Source organism: Bradyrhizobium sp. LA6.8, assembly GCF_040547935.1.
Classification (GTDB): domain Bacteria; phylum Pseudomonadota; class Alphaproteobacteria; order Rhizobiales; family Xanthobacteraceae; genus Bradyrhizobium; species Bradyrhizobium barranii.
Genome location: NZ_JBEPQQ010000001.1, coordinates 572,846 through 588,465, shown reverse-complemented (window position 1 = coordinate 588,465; position 15,620 = coordinate 572,846). Strand labels below are relative to the sequence as shown.

Here is a 15,620-nt window from a genome sequence, read left to right as displayed (position 1 = left end):
GGCCAATCGAGGCCGAGAAGATCAATGTTGAATCTGGCACAACGCCGACGAAATTGTTCAATGCCGGTAGCAGGCAGCAAACCGGATTGATGTCCGTGGATTACCTCCGATGACGGATGTTCTCATCGAAGCGTTTCCGTTGTTCAGTAAAGGGCGTGGCGCAAATAGAGAGAAAATCCAAGCGGATCAGCGCTCCTGTGAGCCGGTATTTTAGCACCAAAGGCGAGCTCGTTTGCGGGGGCAATTGCGAATCGCGGAAGTATTAGGCGCTGGGTTGCCTTGCCGCTCTTTAGCACCGTGGCTGGAGAGCTCTTTTTGATAGCGCGCGCGCATCGAATTTGTCCCACCCGTTCGCTGTGCCGCGCGCTGGCGATTTTTCGAGTAGAATCAGCTCATTTGCTGCCGAGGACGTCATGTCAGGGTCGGCCCAAACGAACCTCAAGTTTCCGCCGGGTTCACGAATTCAGGTAAAGCCGGCAGCCGGTCCTCGCTTATCTGGAAAGACCGGGACCGTGGTTGGGGCCGGATACTATCCGAAGAGCCTCCGCGTCATTCTGGACGGATCGAAGGGACCAATTACTCTTCACGTGGACTACGTGGCCATGATCGACACGTGAAGCGGGCGCAGCGTTCACGGCCCCACTTGCGGCAGAAGGCGCTCTTCAACGACGCGTTTTGAGTTACTCCAGAAGTATAGCCGGCCCCTGATCCAGCATTGGGCCGCTCTTTTGACCCATTTCAGCCAATCTTTGTTAGTTGCTCGTTGCTCGGGGCAGGATCCATCAATCCCGGAGCCTGCGATGTTCAAGCAAGTTATTTCTGCGTGCTGCCTCGTTGTGATCACCTCGCTCAATTCCGATGCACGACCCTATCGCATGCAGCACGCCTCCGAGTGCAACGTCACCATGCCATGCGACTTCTCGAATTACGCGCAAATCTCGAACCAGCGAAGAGAGGTGCGAGACTCATTGCGGATACACCGAACCAAGCAACTCGCCGTCGTCGCCAATACAAATATTGCGGCGTCTGATAGTCCCGTCAGCACTCGGATCGTTGGCGGCCGCCCCCCGGGCTGCCCCTCCTCATTCTGCGGTTGTGCCGCAGCCCTGCGCCTGTTTGGTCGCATCGTTCCGGAATTGAATCTTGCGGCAAACTGGCTGAGATTTCCGCGTACGTCGCCGGCACCAGGAATGGTCGCGGCAAGACGCGGGCACGTTTTCGTCCTCGAGCAGCACATCGGGGGCGACGTTTGGATGGCGTACGACGGCAACTCAGGTGGACGCGCAACGAGAATACACGCGCGTTCTTTGAGGGGGTACACGGTTGTGAATCCGCGCGCGACGCTGACTTGAATTTAGCCGTTTATCGAATCGGCAACACGGTTGCCAAGCACCGGCATGCTTTCACCGGGACAGCGGAAATCTCTCGTCGCTGAGGCGCCGTTATTCTCTCCGGTCGAAACACGATCTAATGGCTCAACGCAATCATATTGGTTGGTCGGGGAGCTGGAGGCAAATGTGCTGGCGGCGCCGATCGGCGGCCGTCAGCCAGACACTGTCAAGCGACGACAGATCTCGCGTGTTCCCGCTCTCGCATCGCTCCCTCGATAGCCTTCTCAAGGGCGGCCTGATCGAACGGCTTCGACAGGCGGCGCAGATTGGAACGCGCGTCGATGGGAAGCTCCGCATACCCGGTGCTCAGGAGGATGACCGTACCGGGACGCTCCACGACCACGGCTTCAGCAAGCTGCAGGCCGGTCATGACCGGCATCGCATAGTCGGTGACGACGAGTTCGATGGCCTGCGTGCGGCGGAGGAGATCCAGTGCCTCTTCGCCCGAGCGTGCCTCGACCACCGCATGCCCGAGATCCTCCAGCATTGCCGCCGTATTCTCGAGCACGAGAGGATCGTCGTCGACCAGAAGCACAGAAAGCCGGCGGTCGGCCCGAAGCATCGGTGCCGGAGCCTCCGCGCGCGGCGCTGGCACCGCGGCCTCCTCCTCCTCGGCTACCGGCAGCCAGATCTCGGCCGTCGTGCCCACTCCAAGGCGGCTCTTCAAGACGAGCCTGCCGCCAGACTGCTCGGCGAGGCCGTGAACCATCGATAGTCCGAGCCCGGTGCCTTTGCCGATACCCTTCGTCGTAAAGAACGGCTCCTGAGCGTGCTTGAGCGTTTCCTCGTCCATGCCGCAGCCGGTGTCGCTCACCGAGAGCGCGACGTAGCGGGGAGCGCCAGCTTCGTGCTGCTCGTCCCTGGCGGAGATGGTTATCAGGCCGCCGGCCGGCATCGCATCACGCGCGTTTACGGCGAGATTGAGGATCGCCAGTTCGAGCTGGTTGGCGTCAATCTTTACGTTTGGCAGGTCCAGCGGAAAGAGTGTGTCGATACGGACGCCTGCCTCGAATTTCAGCAGTGACGCCATGCCCCGCACCAGTGCGGCGATATCGACGACAGCCGGCTTGAGATCCTGTTTGCGAGCGAAGGCGAGCAAGCGCTGGGTTAGCAGTGCGCCCCGCTGCGCGCCTTGCATCGCGTTGTCCACGAGACGCTGTATCTTCGGATCGTCTGTTTGCAGGCGTTTTTTCAGAAGCTCGAGGCTGCCGAGAACGGCGGCGAGCAGGTTGTTAAAATCGTGGGCGACGCCGCCCGTAAGTTGACCGATGGTCTCCATTTTCTGCGACAGCGTCAGCGCTTCGCGTGCCCGATCCAGCGCTTCCTGTGCCCGCCTCCTCTCGCTGATGTCGCGCACGATCTTGGCAAACCCGGTGATCAAGCCGCTTTCGTTCCGTACCGCGACCAGGGTTGCCTCTGCCCAGAAACGGCTGCCGTCCCGGCGCACGCGCCAGGCTTCCACTGCTGACTTGCCGTACCGCTCCGCCTCAAGGAGAGCACGTGCTGGCGCCCCGGACGCGCGGTCTTCGTCGGTATGAAGGATCGCGTAGCTGGTCCCTACGATGTCGTCGCCATATCCCATCAACCGGCGCGCCCCGAGATTCCAGTTTCCCACGGCCCCATTCGGCTCGATCATGAACATGGCGTGATCGGCGATGCCCTCCACCAGGAGCCGAAAGCGTTCTTCACTTCGCCTCAGCGCGCTGGCCTCGCGTTGGGCGCGCTCCGCCGAGGCCCGATCATAGACGGCAGCGGCAATCCCAATGCTCAGGATCAAGATGGTGGCGCCGGCGAGCAGAAATGCCAGCGGCGCCCGACCCACGAAATGTCCAGCGTGTCCCGCCATGGTGTTCGCAGGCTCGAACGAGGCACCTTCCATAGCCGCGTAATGCATGCCGGAGATCGCGAGACCCATGACAAGTCCTGCAAACAGCCGCTGCGTCGCATTTGTCTTGCGAAAGGCAAGCCACAGCGCCACGACCGAAGCGCACATCGCGATCACGACCGAGAGCACGACCCACCGAGGATCGTACGCGACGGATGCCGCCATTCTCATCGCGCCCATGCCCGTATAGTGCATGCCGGATATGGCGAGCCCCATCGCCAGGCCGGACACCAGGAGCGCCTGCGGGCGTCTTCCGACCACGGCAAAGGCCGCGGCCGCGACAACAATGGGGACGACAAGCGATAGAAAGGTGAGGAATGGATCGTAGGAGATCTCGACCCCCGGCAGCCTGAAAGCCAGCATGCCGACGAAATGCATGGACCAAATGCCGCCCCCCATGGCGGTGGCCGCGGCTGCAAGCCAAGCCGGACGAGCCCGCCCGAACGCGGCACGCATCCGGGTCGCGAGGTCGAGCGCTGTGTAGGAGGCGAGCGCGGCGATCAGGATCGACAGCGCCACAAGAACGGGATCGTGAGAGGCCGTATGGTGATTCATTTCCACCAGATGGTAATGGAAATCCGGGGCAAATTCACCCTAGGTTGAATAGCGGCCGCGGGACCAGGGCCCGGCTGGCCGCGATCCGTGGCACCCTGTCGGCAAATTCAAGCTGGATCCCGCCGCCGGGGGGCTGTTTCCGCCCCACCTCCCTTGGGGATTTGAACCGGACCAGGCCTGTGCTGGGTCAGGCTCCATGCACGGACCAAGCGGAGGATCGTGCCCCTCACGCACCGCCCTTCAAATTAGGCAAGCCGGCCGCCTATTGCACCGCGAAGCCAATTGCGCCGCAACATTCAAAATGAGACTGCCCGTCAAGCCGCACGATGCGCCTATACGTGCACTGCATCCGACTTCGGTTAGCCTTGGTTCAACAGCCGGGCGCCTTTCGGGAGCTACGGCGGCCGCGCCAATTCAGCGAAAAATTTGGCTACAGAGGGAGGAATGCAATGTTGAAATGCAGTGTGGGACTGATCGCGCTAAGCAGCCTTTTTCTTTCAGGCGCGGCAATCGCCCAGGAAAAGATCAAGGTCGGCGTCACGGCAACGCTGGAAGGCACCTACACGGTGCTCGGCGAGGACGGCATGCGCGGCCACCAGACGGCGCTCAATGTGCTTGGCAAGAAGGTCGGCGACAAAGAGCTTGAATTCATCGTCGCTTCGACCGACGCGACGCCGGATTCCGCGGTGCGCGCCGTGCGCAAGCTGATCGAGCAGGACAAGGTGCAGATCCTGTTGTCGCCGCTCTCCGGTGACGAGGGCATTGCGGTCAAGAACTTCGCCAAGACCCATCCGGAGCTGACTTTCATCAATGCCGCCTCCGGCGCGCAGGAAACCACCTATGTCGATCCCGCCCCGAACTTCTTCCGCTACAACATGGATGGCGCACAGTGGCAGGTGGGCCTCGGCAAATACGCCTATGAGGACAAGAAGTATCGCAAGATCGCGACCGTCGGCGAAGACTATTCCTTCATCTATACGCAGGTGTTCGGCCTCGTGCTCGAATTCTGCGGCGCCGGGGGTCAGGTCACCAACCGGCAATGGGTGCCGCTCGGCACCAAGGATTTTGCCTCCGTCATCGCGGCCCTGCCCGACGATGTCGATGCGATCTATCTCGGCCTCGGCGGCGCCGACGCCGTCAACTTCCTGAACCAATACCAGCAGGCCGGCGGCAAGGCGCATCTGATGGGCGGCTCCATCATGATCGACCAGACCATCCTCTCGTCCAAGGGCAACGCCAAGAATGCGCTGGTCGGCACCATCGCGGCGAGCGGCCAGGCCGACACCTGGGAGGATCCGGGCTGGCAGAAGTTCGTGAAGGCCTATCAGGACGCCTTCCCGCCCAACAAGCGCTTCCCAAGCCCGTCGCTTCTTGCGACCAACTATTACGGCTCGACCATGGCGCTGATCCTCGCGCTGCGCGAGGTCAATGGCGATCTTTCCAATAACCAGGCCAAGTACAAGGAGGCGCTGGCCAAGATCGAGATCGACGCACCGAACGGCAAGATCAAGCTTGACGCCAACCGCCAGGCGATCGGCACCAACTTCGTCACCGAGGTCGTCGATGACGGCAAGGGCGCGCTGTTCAGCAAGGTCGTTAAGGTAATCCCGAACGTGAACCAGACGCTTGGTTACGATCCGGCGGTGTTCGCCAAGATCGGGCTGCCGAGCCGTACGGTCCCGGAATGTAAGAAGTACTGACGCATTCACCGTCGCTCGTTTCGCATGCTCTCCGGCAACCGGGAGCGATTTGCAGGCGCGATATCTTGCGCTCTTGCAATCTCGCCCCGGTTGTTGAACGCTGACTGAAAAGACAAGAACATTCGGGAGGGAAGGCATGAGCCGGGCGCTTGCCGTCTTTCACGGCCGGTTCGGTCGGGCGACGGTCTATCAGTTGAACCGCCCCTTCAACGTGCACGCACATCGCGAAGGTCATCTGATCTTCCATGTTGGCGGCCAGTCCGCATGCATCGACGTCTGTAACGGGCACTACGACCTTACGGAAAGCTCCATCGTTGCGGTCAATCCTTGGGAGCCTCACAATTTCCTGCCGTCCGATCTCGACGGTGGCGCGATCTTCTTCGTGCTCTACGTCAATCCGGAGTGGTTCGCGCCCGACGCGCCCGGCGCCGACCGCCTGCGTTTCGGCCGCACCCAGTTCAAGCGCACGGTCGCACTCGACAAGCACATCAGACGAACCGCCGCGCTTGTGTGCGGCGCACCGTCGCTCTCCAGCCTCGATGCCGAGCTGCGGCGGCTGATCGACATCTGCTACGACGAAAGCTGGCAGCAGGCCGAGATCGCGCGCGACGCGCGCACGGCCGGCGCCGTCACCGACTTCCGCGTGCGCAAATGCATCAAGCTGATGTCGGAAAGTCCGGGCGCCGAAATGGAGCTCGACACGATCGCGCGCGAATCCGGCCTATCGCGACCGCATTTCTACCGGCTATTCCGCACCCAGACCGGCGTCACGCCGCATCTCTACCTCAACACCCTGATCATGGAACAGGCGCTGGAAGCCCTTGTCGCCGGCGAAGCACCGATCGCCGACATCGGCTTCGACCTCGGCTTCTCCTCGCAAAGCGGCTTCACACGCTTCTTCACCGCCAATGTCGGGATGGCGCCGACCGATTACCGCCGCGCCGCCAAGGTTTTGCGGGCCTGACCGCGCGCGAAAAGATACTGACGATCAAACGCTCCCCTTGTGCCCTCGCTAAGATGGCCGGAACGCGATCCCGAAAAGAGGAACGCAAGTCCGGGAGGACGCACGTCCATGGCGAGGTACGCAGCCTGCGCAAGGCTGTTCGACCAGCGTTCAAAACATGAGGCAGGGCGAGGTCGAAGCGGCCTGATCGCGCCCTCTTCCCGTTTGCGGGGGCGCGAGGCGGGGATGAGGCAGTTGACATGACGCGCTTCGTCGAACGTCATCCGGCCTGGGCCCTGATCGTGATCGTCGCGATCGCGCTCGCACTGTGGCTGACCTTGGCGGTGTGGCCGCCCGGACTTGAAGAGGCGATCGGCCGCAAGCGGGTCTTCCTGAACGCCGTGTTCAACGGCATCACGCTCGGCGGCCTCTACTTCCTTGTCGCCAGCGGTTTCACCCTGATCTTCGGCCTGATGCGCAACGTCAACCTCGCGCACGGCTCGCTGTATTTGTTCGGCGGCTATGTCGGCTACGCCATCAGCGCCTCGACCGGCTCCTGGCTCCTCAGCTTCATCGTCGCCTTCATCCTGACAGCGCTGGTCGGCGTCCTGCTTCAGCTCATCGTCTTCCGCCGCATGGAGGGCCAGGACTTGCGGCAGACCATGGTGACGATCGGGCTCTCGATCGTCTTCGCCGACCTGATGCTGTGGGCTTGCGGCGGCGACTTCTATCAGATCCAGACGCCGAACTGGCTGATCGGCCCGATCGAGCTGCCGCTGGTCACTGCGGTGAAATCCTCGGGCGAACCGGTCTATCTCCGCTATCCCCTGGTCCGGCTGGTGATCTTCGCCGCGTCCGTCGTGATCGGCCTGGCGATGTGGCTGGCGCTCAACCGCACACGCATCGGCATGATCATCCGCGCCGGTGTCGACGATCGCGACATCCTGGCCGCGACCGGAGTGCGGATCCAGCTCGTCTTCGTGCTGGTCTTTGCGCTCGGTGCCGGGCTTGCCGGCATCGCCGGCGTCGTCGGCGGCACCTTCCAGTCTCTCTCGCCTGGCGAAGACATCCGCTTCCTGCTTGCCTCGCTCGTCGTCGTCATCGTCGGCGGCATGGGCTCGATCCCCGGTGCCGCGCTCGGCGCGCTGATCATCGGCCTCGCCGAACAGCTCGGTTCGGTCTACATCCCGACCTACGCCATCGTCGTGACCTTCCTGATCATGGTGCTGGTACTGGCAGTCCGGCCGCAAGGCCTGTTGGCGAGGCGCTGAGATGTCGCTCGCCCACGACGCCCACGTCACCGTTCGTCCCGCCGCAGCGGCGCAGCGCCCCACCTTGCGCGGATGGCCGGAGATCAACAATCCTGCAGCCTGGATCGTCGCGGCCATTCTCCTGATCATGCCGCTGATCGCCAACGGCTTCTTCCTGATCGAGATCTTTGCGACCACGCTGATCCTCGGCATCATGGCGCTGAGCCTGATGTTCCTCGCCGGCTACGGCGGCATGGTCAGCCTGATGCAGCTCACCATCGCAGGCTTCTCCGCCTATATGGTCGCGGTGTTCGGCGTCAGCGGCAATGCCAATATCAGCCTGGGTTGGCCGTGGTGGCTCGCAGTCCCGATGGCGCTCGCACTCGCGACCCTGTTCGGCACGCTTGGCGGCGCGCTGGCGGTGCGCACCGAGGGCATCTACACCATCATGATCACGCTCGCGATCGGCGCGGCGTTCTATTACTTCACCAATCAGAACTGGGCGATCTTCAACGGCCATACCGGCATCAACACCGTCGCCACGCCGCATTTCTGGGGCGTCAACTGGCGCGCCGACATTCCCTTCTACTATATCGTGCTCGCGGTTGCCGCGCTGTGCTACTTCGCCGCCGAATACATATCCCGCGCACCATTCGGCCTGGCGCTGCAAGGTGTGCGCGACAATCCCCGCCGCATGGCGGCGCTCGGCTTTAACGTCAATGCGCACCGCGTCGCCGCCTACGCCTTCGCGTCCTTTGTCGCGGCGCTGGCCGGCGTTCTCCAGGTCTGGAACTACCGGCAGATCTCGCCTGGATCCGTGAGCGTCGGCGCCTGCATCGATATCCTCATCATCGCCGTGGTCGGCGGCATCACGCGTCCCATCGGTCCCTTCATCGGCGCGCTGATCTTCGTGCTGCTACGCACCTTCGCGCTCGATTTCCTGGTCAAGCTCGGGCTCGACGGCAACCGCTTCCGGCTGCTGATCGGCCTCGGTTTCCTCGCCATCGTCTTCTGGTCCTCGGACGGCGTGATCGGGCTCTGGCAAAGCTGGCGACAGCGCCAGCGATCCGGCGCGGCCCGTTCAAGCGAACGTCACGGCCGAGGATCTGGTCAAGGATCCGGTCATGGATAGCGTCGCGCAACGCCTCTCAGCCGTCGGCGCCGGCGCGGCGCTGGAGCTTCGCGGCGTGACGCGCCTGTTCGGCGCGCTGGCTGCGCTCACCGACGTCACCATTACGGTGCGCCCCGGCGAGCGGCGCGCGGTGCTCGGCTCGAACGGTGCCGGAAAAACCACCCTGTTCAACTGCATCACCGGCGATTTCCCGCCCTCCTCCGGCACCATCCGCTTCTTCGGCGAGGACGTCACCCACTTCCCGCCCTACGAGCGCATCCGCCGCGGCCTGCGCCGGACCTACCAGATCTCCGCGCTCTTTCCCGGTCTCACCGTCCAGGACAACGTCTACCTCGCCTGCCGCGGCGTCTCGCGCGGCCGCTTCTCGTTCCTGCGCCCCGGACAGAACGACGCGCTGATGAGCGCGGCCGACAATCTCGTGCAGGCTGTCCATCTCACAGGCGTGAAAGACCAGCGCGTCGCGGAGCTTGCGCATGGCCAGCAGCGTCAGCTCGAGATCGCACTGGCGCTCGCCGGCGCGCCGCGCTTCGTGTTGTTCGACGAGCCGGCCGCGGGCCTGTCTCCGACCGAGCGTGCCGAGCTGGTCGAGATCCTGACCTCGCTGCCGGCGCATATCGGCTACATCATCATCGAGCACGACATGGACGTGGCGCTACGCGTCGTCGAGAGCGTCACGATGATGCACAACGGGCGCATCTTCAAGGAAGGCCTGCCGCAGGAGATCGAGTCCGATCCCGAGGTGCAGGAGCTTTACCTCGGAGGCGGCCATGAATGAGGTCCGCCGCTCGGCCGCCGCCGCCCTCGAAGTCCGCGGCCTCGACGTCTACTACGGGCATTCGCATGCGCTGCAGGGCGTGGACCTGACGCTCGAAGCCGGCGTATTCTCGGTGGTCGGTCGCAACGGCATGGGCAAGACCACGCTGTGCAAGGCGATCATGGGGCTGGTGCCGGTCAGCGGCGGCTCGATCCGCGTCCGCGGCGACGACATCACCCGGCGGCCGCCCGCCCACATAGCCCGGCTCGGCGTCGGCTACGTGCCGCAGGGCCGGCGGCTATGGCGCTCGCTCAGCGTCGACGAGCATCTGCAGCTTGCCGCGGGCCTGCGGCGCGGGGCTTGGACGGTCGAGCGCATCTACGAGACCTTTCCGCGATTGGCCGAGCGCAAGGACCATGGCGGCGGCCAGCTCTCCGGCGGCGAGCAGCAGATGCTGGCGATCTCCCGCGCGCTGCTCACCAATCCGCAGCTCCTGATCATGGACGAGCCGACCGAGGGGCTTGCGCCCGTCATCGTCGCCCAGGTCGAGGAGATGCTGGTACGGCTTGGCGAGGACGGCGACATGTCCGTGCTCGTGATCGAGCAGAACATCGGTGTGGCCACGGCCGTCTCGCGCAACGTCGCGATCATGGTCAACGGCCGCATCAACCGCATCATCGATTCCGCGCGCCTTGCCGCGGACCGGGGGTTGCAGCAGCGCCTGCTCGGCGTCGGCCTCCACGCCGAGCTCGAGCCCGCCGTCGACATGCCGGCGGCAGGCACCGCGGCGAAGGCCGCACCGCAGCCGTCCCGTCCAGGCGGCCCGATCCGTGTCTACATCTCCAACCCGACACCGCCCACCCGCTGGTCGCAGCCGGTCCCGATCGCCCGCATCGAGGCCGCCGCCCGCACGCTCTCGACACAGGTAGCGCGTCTCGACGAGACCGCCCGGCGCCGGCGCGAGCCGGTCGCGGCGCAAACGCAGGGACCCCCGGTCGTGCTCGTCGTCGGCACGCTCGACACCAAGGGCACGGAGCTTCGCTTCATCCGCGACATCATCGCCGGGAGCGGCCTGCGCACGCGACTGGTCGATGTCTCCACCAGCGGCCGGCACGCAACCAGCGACGTCTCGGCCCAGGAGATCGCCTTGAACCATGGGCGCGGCGGATCGGCGGTGTTCGGACCCGACCGCGGCGCCGCCGTCACCGCGATGGCCGAGGCCTTTGCCAGCTGGCTGCGACGCCAGAGCAATATTGCCGGCGTGATTTCGGCGGGCGGCTCGGGCGCGGCGTCACTGGTCGCGCCGGGGATGCGGACCCTCCCCGTCGGGGTGCCCAAGCTGATCATCTCCTCCGTCGCCTCCGGCGACGTCGGGCCCTATGTCGGCGCGGCCGACATCACCATGATGCATTCGGTCACTGACGTGCAGGGCCTCAACTCGATCTCGCGTGCCGTGCTCGCCAATGGCGCCCATGCGCTGGCCGGCATGGTCAGGGCGCGGCTCGATCAGCACGCGCGGAAGGATCGTGGCGACGGCGGATTGCCGTCGGTCGGCATCACCATGTTCGGCGTCACCACGCCGGCGGTCCAGAAGATCGCGGCCGACCTGCGCGAGGATTTTGAGTGCCTCGTCTTCCACGCCACCGGCGTTGGCGGCCGCTCAATGGAGAAGCTCGTCGATTCCGGGCAGATCGCCGGCGTCATCGATCTCACCACCACGGAAATCTGCGATCTCCTGATGGGTGGCGTGTTCCCGGCAACCGACGATCGCTTTGGTGCGATCATCCGCAGCCGCCTGCCTTACGTCGGCTCGGTGGGCGCGCTCGACATGGTGAATTTCGGCGCCCCGGACACCATTCCGGAGCGCTACCGCGGCCGCAAATTCCACGTCCACAACCCCCAGGTCACCCTGATGCGGACCACGGCGGAGGAAAACGAACGCATGGGCCGCTGGATCGCCGATCGGCTCAACCAGATGGACGGCCCGGTGCGCTTCTTCCTGCCCGAGGGCGGCGTCTCCGCGCTCGACGCACGAGGACAGCCATTCTGGGATCCCGATGCCGATGCGGCGCTGTTCCGCGCGCTGGAGCGGAACGTGCGGCAGACCGCCAACCGTCAGCTCATCCGCGTCCCCAAGAACATCAACGATCCCGAGTTCGCCTCCACCATTGTCAGCGCGTTCCGGACCTTGTTCGGCCGCACCGGGGCGCGCCGGAGACTAGCGAGGTGACCGATGGCCCGGTTTGAACGCGCAGAACTGTTGAAACGCTTCCGCGACATGGCAAAGCGCGGCGAGCCCATCATCGGCGGCGGCGCCGGCACCGGCCTGTCGGCCAAGTGCGAGGAAGCCGGTGGCGTCGATCTCATCGTCATCTACAATTCCGGCCGCTATCGCATGGCCGGCCGCGGCTCGCTCGCAGGATTGATGGCTTATGGCGACGCCAACGCCATCGTGCTGGAGATGGCCGGCGAAGTGCTGCCCGTCGTGACCAAAACGCCAGTGCTCGCTGGCGTCAATGGCACGGATCCGTTCCGCGACATGGACGTTTTCCTGGACCAGTTGAAGGCCCTCGGTTTCGCCGGCGTGCAGAACTTTCCGACCGTCGGCCTGATCGACGGCGTGTTCCGCGCCAATCTCGAAGAGACCGGCATGTCCTACGCGCTCGAGATCGACATGATCGCCAAGGCGCGCGAGAAGGACCTGCTGACGACGCCCTACGTCTTCACCGAGAAGGAAGCCGCCGCGATGGCGATCGCGGGCGCGGATATCATCGTCTGTCACCTCGGCCTCACGACCGGGGGCACCATCGGCGCGCAGACCGCGCCCAAGCTCAAGGATTGCCCGGCGCGCATCGACACCTGGGCCTCCGCCGCGCTCAGCGTCAATCCGGACATTCTGGTGCTCGCCCACGGCGGACCGATCGCCGATCCGGACGACGCCGATTTCATCATGAAGAACACCCGCTACTGCCACGGCTTTTACGGCGCCTCCTCGATGGAGCGGCTGCCGGTCGAGCGGGCGCTGACGGATCAGGTACGCAAATTCAAGGCGATCGGCGCGCGATAACGCCGGAAGGTCGAGGGAGGGAAGCATGTCAGGGACTCTGGTCGGTGAATTGATCCTCTGGCTGATCGTCGCCATCGTGGTGATCGTGGTCGGCGTCTACATCGTGAACTGGCTCTACCATCGCTCGTCCAAGGAGACCTCATTCGTCCGGACCGGCCTGCTCGGCGAGCGCGTCGTGATCAACGGCGGCGCGTTCGTGCTGCCCTTCATCCACGACTACACGCCGGTCAACATGAACGTGCAGCCGATGGGCATCGTGCGCTCCCGGCAGGACGCCGTGATCACCCGGGACCGCATGCGCGTCGACATCGAGGCCGACTTCTATGTCCGCGTTCAGGCGACCCGCGAAGCCGTGTCCATCGCCGCCGCCACGCTCGGCCGCCGCACCATGGAGCCCGAGAAGCTCCACGCCCTGCTCGCCGGCAAATTCATCTCCGCGATCCGTTCGATTGCCTCGGAGATGACCCTGGAACAGATGCACGAGCAACGCGGCGAGTATGTGGCCCGCGTCAAGGCGAACGCGGCCGAGGCCCTCGCTCAGAACGGACTCGAGCTGGAGTCCGTCGCGATCACCGATCTCGACCAGACCGATCTCGAATTCTTCAATCCCTCGAACCGCTTCGACGCCGAAGGTCTGACACGCCTGATGGAGGACATCGAGGCCAAGCGCAAGCTGCGCAACGACATCGAGCAGGATTCGATGATCAAGATCCGCTCCCGCAATCTGGAGGCCGAGCGACAGGCCCTCGAGATTGAGCGCGAAAGCGAGACGGCTCGCCTTGAGCAGGAACGCGACATCGAGATGCGCCGCGCCCTGCAACGCACCGAGGTCGCGCGTGAGCGGGCCCTGCGCGAGACCGAGGCCGAGCAGGCGCAGATTTCCGCGCGGGAGACCATCGAGAAGGCACGCATCGCCAACGACCAAGCGATCGCGGAAGCCCGTATCGCCTCGGAGCGCGAGACACGCCAGCGGGAGATCGAACGTACCCGCACCATCGAGGAGAAGGAACTGCTCGCCCGCGAGGAGGTCGAGAAGACCCGGATCGCCAACCAGCGCTCGATCGACACCAGCCGCATCGCCTCTGAGCGCGAGGTGCGCCAGCGCGAAATTGAGCGGATGCGTACTATCGAGGAAGCCGAGATCGCCGCCCGCGAGGCGATCGAGAAAGCGCGTATCCAGCAGGACCGGGTGGTGACCGACGCCCGTATTGCCAATGAAGAAGAGACACGGCGCCGCGAGATCGAGCGGACCCGCGCCGTCGACGAAGCCGAGATCGCCGCCCGCGAAGCGACCGAAAAGGCCCGCATCGCCCAGACCCTGATTGTCAATGTCGAGCGCATCGCGTCAGACGAGCGCACCCGCGCGCTTGAGATCCAGCAGGTGCGCACGATCCAGGAAGCCGAGATCGAGGCCCAGCGCGCGGTCGAGGCCGCGCGCATCGCCCGCGAGCGGACGCTTGCCGCCGAGCGCATCGCCGCTGAGCAGAATACGCGGCAATTGGAGATCGAGCGGAACCAGGCACTCGACGTCGCGGGAATCAGCGCGCGCGAAGCCACCGAAGCCTCCCGCATCGCCCAGGAAGAACGAGTTCGTTCGCTCGAGATCGCCCGCAACCGCGCCGTCGAGGAAGCCGATATCGCCTCCCGCGAAGCGATCGAGGCCGCGCGCATCGCGCAGGAGAAGGCGATCGCGGCCGAGCGGATCCAGGCCGACAGGGAGACCAAGGCGCTGGAGATCGAGCGGACCGCCGCAGTCGAGGCGGCTGACCTCAAGCGGCGCGACGTGATCGAGCGCCAGCGCATCGGCGTCGATCTCGCGCTGGAGTCCGAGCGGATCAATTCGTCCAAGAAGCGCGAAGTGCTCAATATCGAACAGAAGAAGGCAATCGAGATCGCGGACGAAGACCGCGTCATCGCGCTCTCCACCAAGCGCTCCGAACGCATCGACGCCGACCGCCAGGTCAAGCAGGCCGAAATCGTCGCACGCAAGGACGTCGAGACCACTGACGTCTCGCGCGAGCAGGCGCTGGAGGCGGCACGGATCGAACGCCGCCGCTCGATCGAGCAACTCGAGGTCGCCCGCGTCCAGTCGCTCCAGGAAGCCGAGATTGCCGCGCGCGAGGAGGTCGAGCGCGCCCGCATTGCCTCCGATCGCGGCCTGGATGAAGCCCGCATCGGCCGTGAGCGCGAGCTGCGGAAGCTCGAAGTCAATCGCGAGAAGGAGGTCGAGACCGTTCTGATGGAGAAGGCGATCGCGATCCACCTGAAGTCGCTGGAAGAATCCGCCGCCCGGGCCTCGGCCGAGGAAGCGCGGATACATGCGACGGAGGCCACCGAGCGCGTCATCACCGCACGTGAAAACGAGATCGCCAGGCGTCGAAAGAGCGTGGAAATCGTGATCGCCGAGAAGCAGGCCGAGGAGACCCGAATTGCCGCCGAAGCCGAGCGCGTGCGCGCGGCCGTCGAGGCCGAGGCGCAGCGGCTGCTCAACGAGGCCGAGAACGTGCTGACCGACCAGGCTCGCTACTCCCTATTCCGCAGAAAGCTGCTCGACCGCATCGAAGGCATCGTGCGCGAGAGCGTCAAGCCGATGGAGAAGATCGAGGGCATCCGCATCCTCCAGGTCGACGGCCTCAACGGCAACGGCCATGGTGGCAATGGCGGCCGCAGCGCCACCGACGAGGTGATCGACTCGGCGCTGCGCTACCGCGTCCAGGCGCCGCTCATCGATTCGCTTCTGGCGGATATCGGCGTCGAGGGCGGCAGCCTCGCCAAGATGCCGGGCCTGATCCGCGAGGCCCGCGACATGCAGGGCATCAAGGAGTCCGCCCGCAAGGGCGGCGGTGGAGGCGGAGGCGGCGAGAAGCCGGCTGCAGCTCCCTCGCCTTCCACCGAGGGCGAACCGTCCGCGGAGCGCAGCCCCCGGAAGAAGAGCTGAGGTCG

9 protein-coding genes are annotated in these 15,620 nt (G+C 64.7%); 8 read left to right on the top strand and 1 reads right to left on the bottom strand.

Going from position 1 to position 15,620, the window contains the following annotated elements:
* Positions 1–1,557: 1,557 nt before the first annotated feature.
* Positions 1,558–3,831: an MHYT domain-containing protein gene (locus ABIA90_RS02440; RefSeq protein WP_354117618.1), complete on the bottom strand. Its 2,274-nt coding sequence runs from the start codon at positions 3,829–3,831 to the stop codon at positions 1,558–1,560.
* 449 nt (positions 3,832–4,280) lie between these two features.
* Between ABIA90_RS02440 and ABIA90_RS02435 the strand changes: the two genes are divergently transcribed.
* From ABIA90_RS02435 to ABIA90_RS02400, 8 genes are all read left to right on the top strand, one after another.
* Positions 4,281–5,531, top strand: a complete 1,251-nt coding sequence (locus ABIA90_RS02435; protein WP_166351801.1) for an ABC transporter substrate-binding protein — start codon at positions 4,281–4,283, stop codon at positions 5,529–5,531.
* A gap of 136 nt (positions 5,532–5,667) precedes the next feature.
* Positions 5,668–6,495 carry a helix-turn-helix domain-containing protein gene (locus ABIA90_RS02430; protein ID WP_071915370.1) on the top strand — a complete coding sequence of 276 codons (828 nt, stop codon included), beginning with the start codon at positions 5,668–5,670 and terminating at the stop codon, positions 6,493–6,495.
* A gap of 239 nt (positions 6,496–6,734) precedes the next feature.
* Positions 6,735–7,745, top strand: coding sequence for a branched-chain amino acid ABC transporter permease (locus ABIA90_RS02425; RefSeq protein ID WP_071915371.1), 1,011 nt, complete (start codon positions 6,735–6,737; stop codon positions 7,743–7,745).
* A 1-nt stretch (position 7,746) separates the two neighbouring features.
* Positions 7,747–8,856, top strand: coding sequence for a branched-chain amino acid ABC transporter permease (locus ABIA90_RS02420; protein ID WP_354117153.1), 1,110 nt, complete (start codon positions 7,747–7,749; stop codon positions 8,854–8,856).
* The gene (locus ABIA90_RS02415) at positions 8,849–9,631 is read left to right on the top strand and encodes an ABC transporter ATP-binding protein (RefSeq protein WP_028147232.1); all 783 of its coding nucleotides are present in this window, start codon (positions 8,849–8,851) and stop codon (positions 9,629–9,631) included. The genes ABIA90_RS02420 and ABIA90_RS02415 overlap by 8 nt, the downstream gene beginning before the upstream one ends.
* Entirely contained in the window at positions 9,624–11,840 is a 2,217-nt protein-coding gene (locus ABIA90_RS02410) for an ABC transporter permease (RefSeq protein ID WP_354117152.1), read from the top strand. The genes ABIA90_RS02415 and ABIA90_RS02410 overlap by 8 nt, the downstream gene beginning before the upstream one ends.
* A gap of 3 nt (positions 11,841–11,843) precedes the next feature.
* Positions 11,844–12,677 (top strand): phosphoenolpyruvate hydrolase family protein, encoded by an 834-nt coding sequence (locus ABIA90_RS02405; protein ID WP_063984343.1) that lies wholly within the window; start codon positions 11,844–11,846, stop codon positions 12,675–12,677.
* A 25-nt stretch (positions 12,678–12,702) separates the two neighbouring features.
* Entirely contained in the window at positions 12,703–15,615 is a 2,913-nt protein-coding gene (locus ABIA90_RS02400) for a flotillin family protein (protein ID WP_354117151.1), read from the top strand.
* Positions 15,616–15,620: the final 5 nt, after the last annotated feature.

Bases quoted from the DNA above. Each gene is read 5' to 3' on its own strand.
- ABIA90_RS02420 (WP_354117153.1), top strand. From the start codon at position 7,747: ATGTCGCTCGCCCACGACGCCCACGTCACCGTTCGTCCCGCCGCAGCG.
- ABIA90_RS02435 (WP_166351801.1), top strand. From the start codon at position 4,281: ATGTTGAAATGCAGTGTGGGACTGATCGCGCTAAGCAGCCTTTTTCTT.
- ABIA90_RS02415 (WP_028147232.1), top strand. From the start codon at position 8,849: ATGGATAGCGTCGCGCAACGCCTCTCAGCCGTCGGCGCCGGCGCGGCG.
- ABIA90_RS02400 (WP_354117151.1), top strand. From the start codon at position 12,703: ATGTCAGGGACTCTGGTCGGTGAATTGATCCTCTGGCTGATCGTCGCC.
- ABIA90_RS02410 (WP_354117152.1), top strand. From the start codon at position 9,624: ATGAATGAGGTCCGCCGCTCGGCCGCCGCCGCCCTCGAAGTCCGCGGC.
- ABIA90_RS02425 (WP_071915371.1), top strand. From the start codon at position 6,735: ATGACGCGCTTCGTCGAACGTCATCCGGCCTGGGCCCTGATCGTGATC.
- ABIA90_RS02430 (WP_071915370.1), top strand. From the start codon at position 5,668: ATGAGCCGGGCGCTTGCCGTCTTTCACGGCCGGTTCGGTCGGGCGACG.
- ABIA90_RS02440 (WP_354117618.1), bottom strand. From the start codon at position 3,831: ATGAATCACCATACGGCCTCTCACGATCCCGTTCTTGTGGCGCTGTCG.
- ABIA90_RS02405 (WP_063984343.1), top strand. From the start codon at position 11,844: ATGGCCCGGTTTGAACGCGCAGAACTGTTGAAACGCTTCCGCGACATG.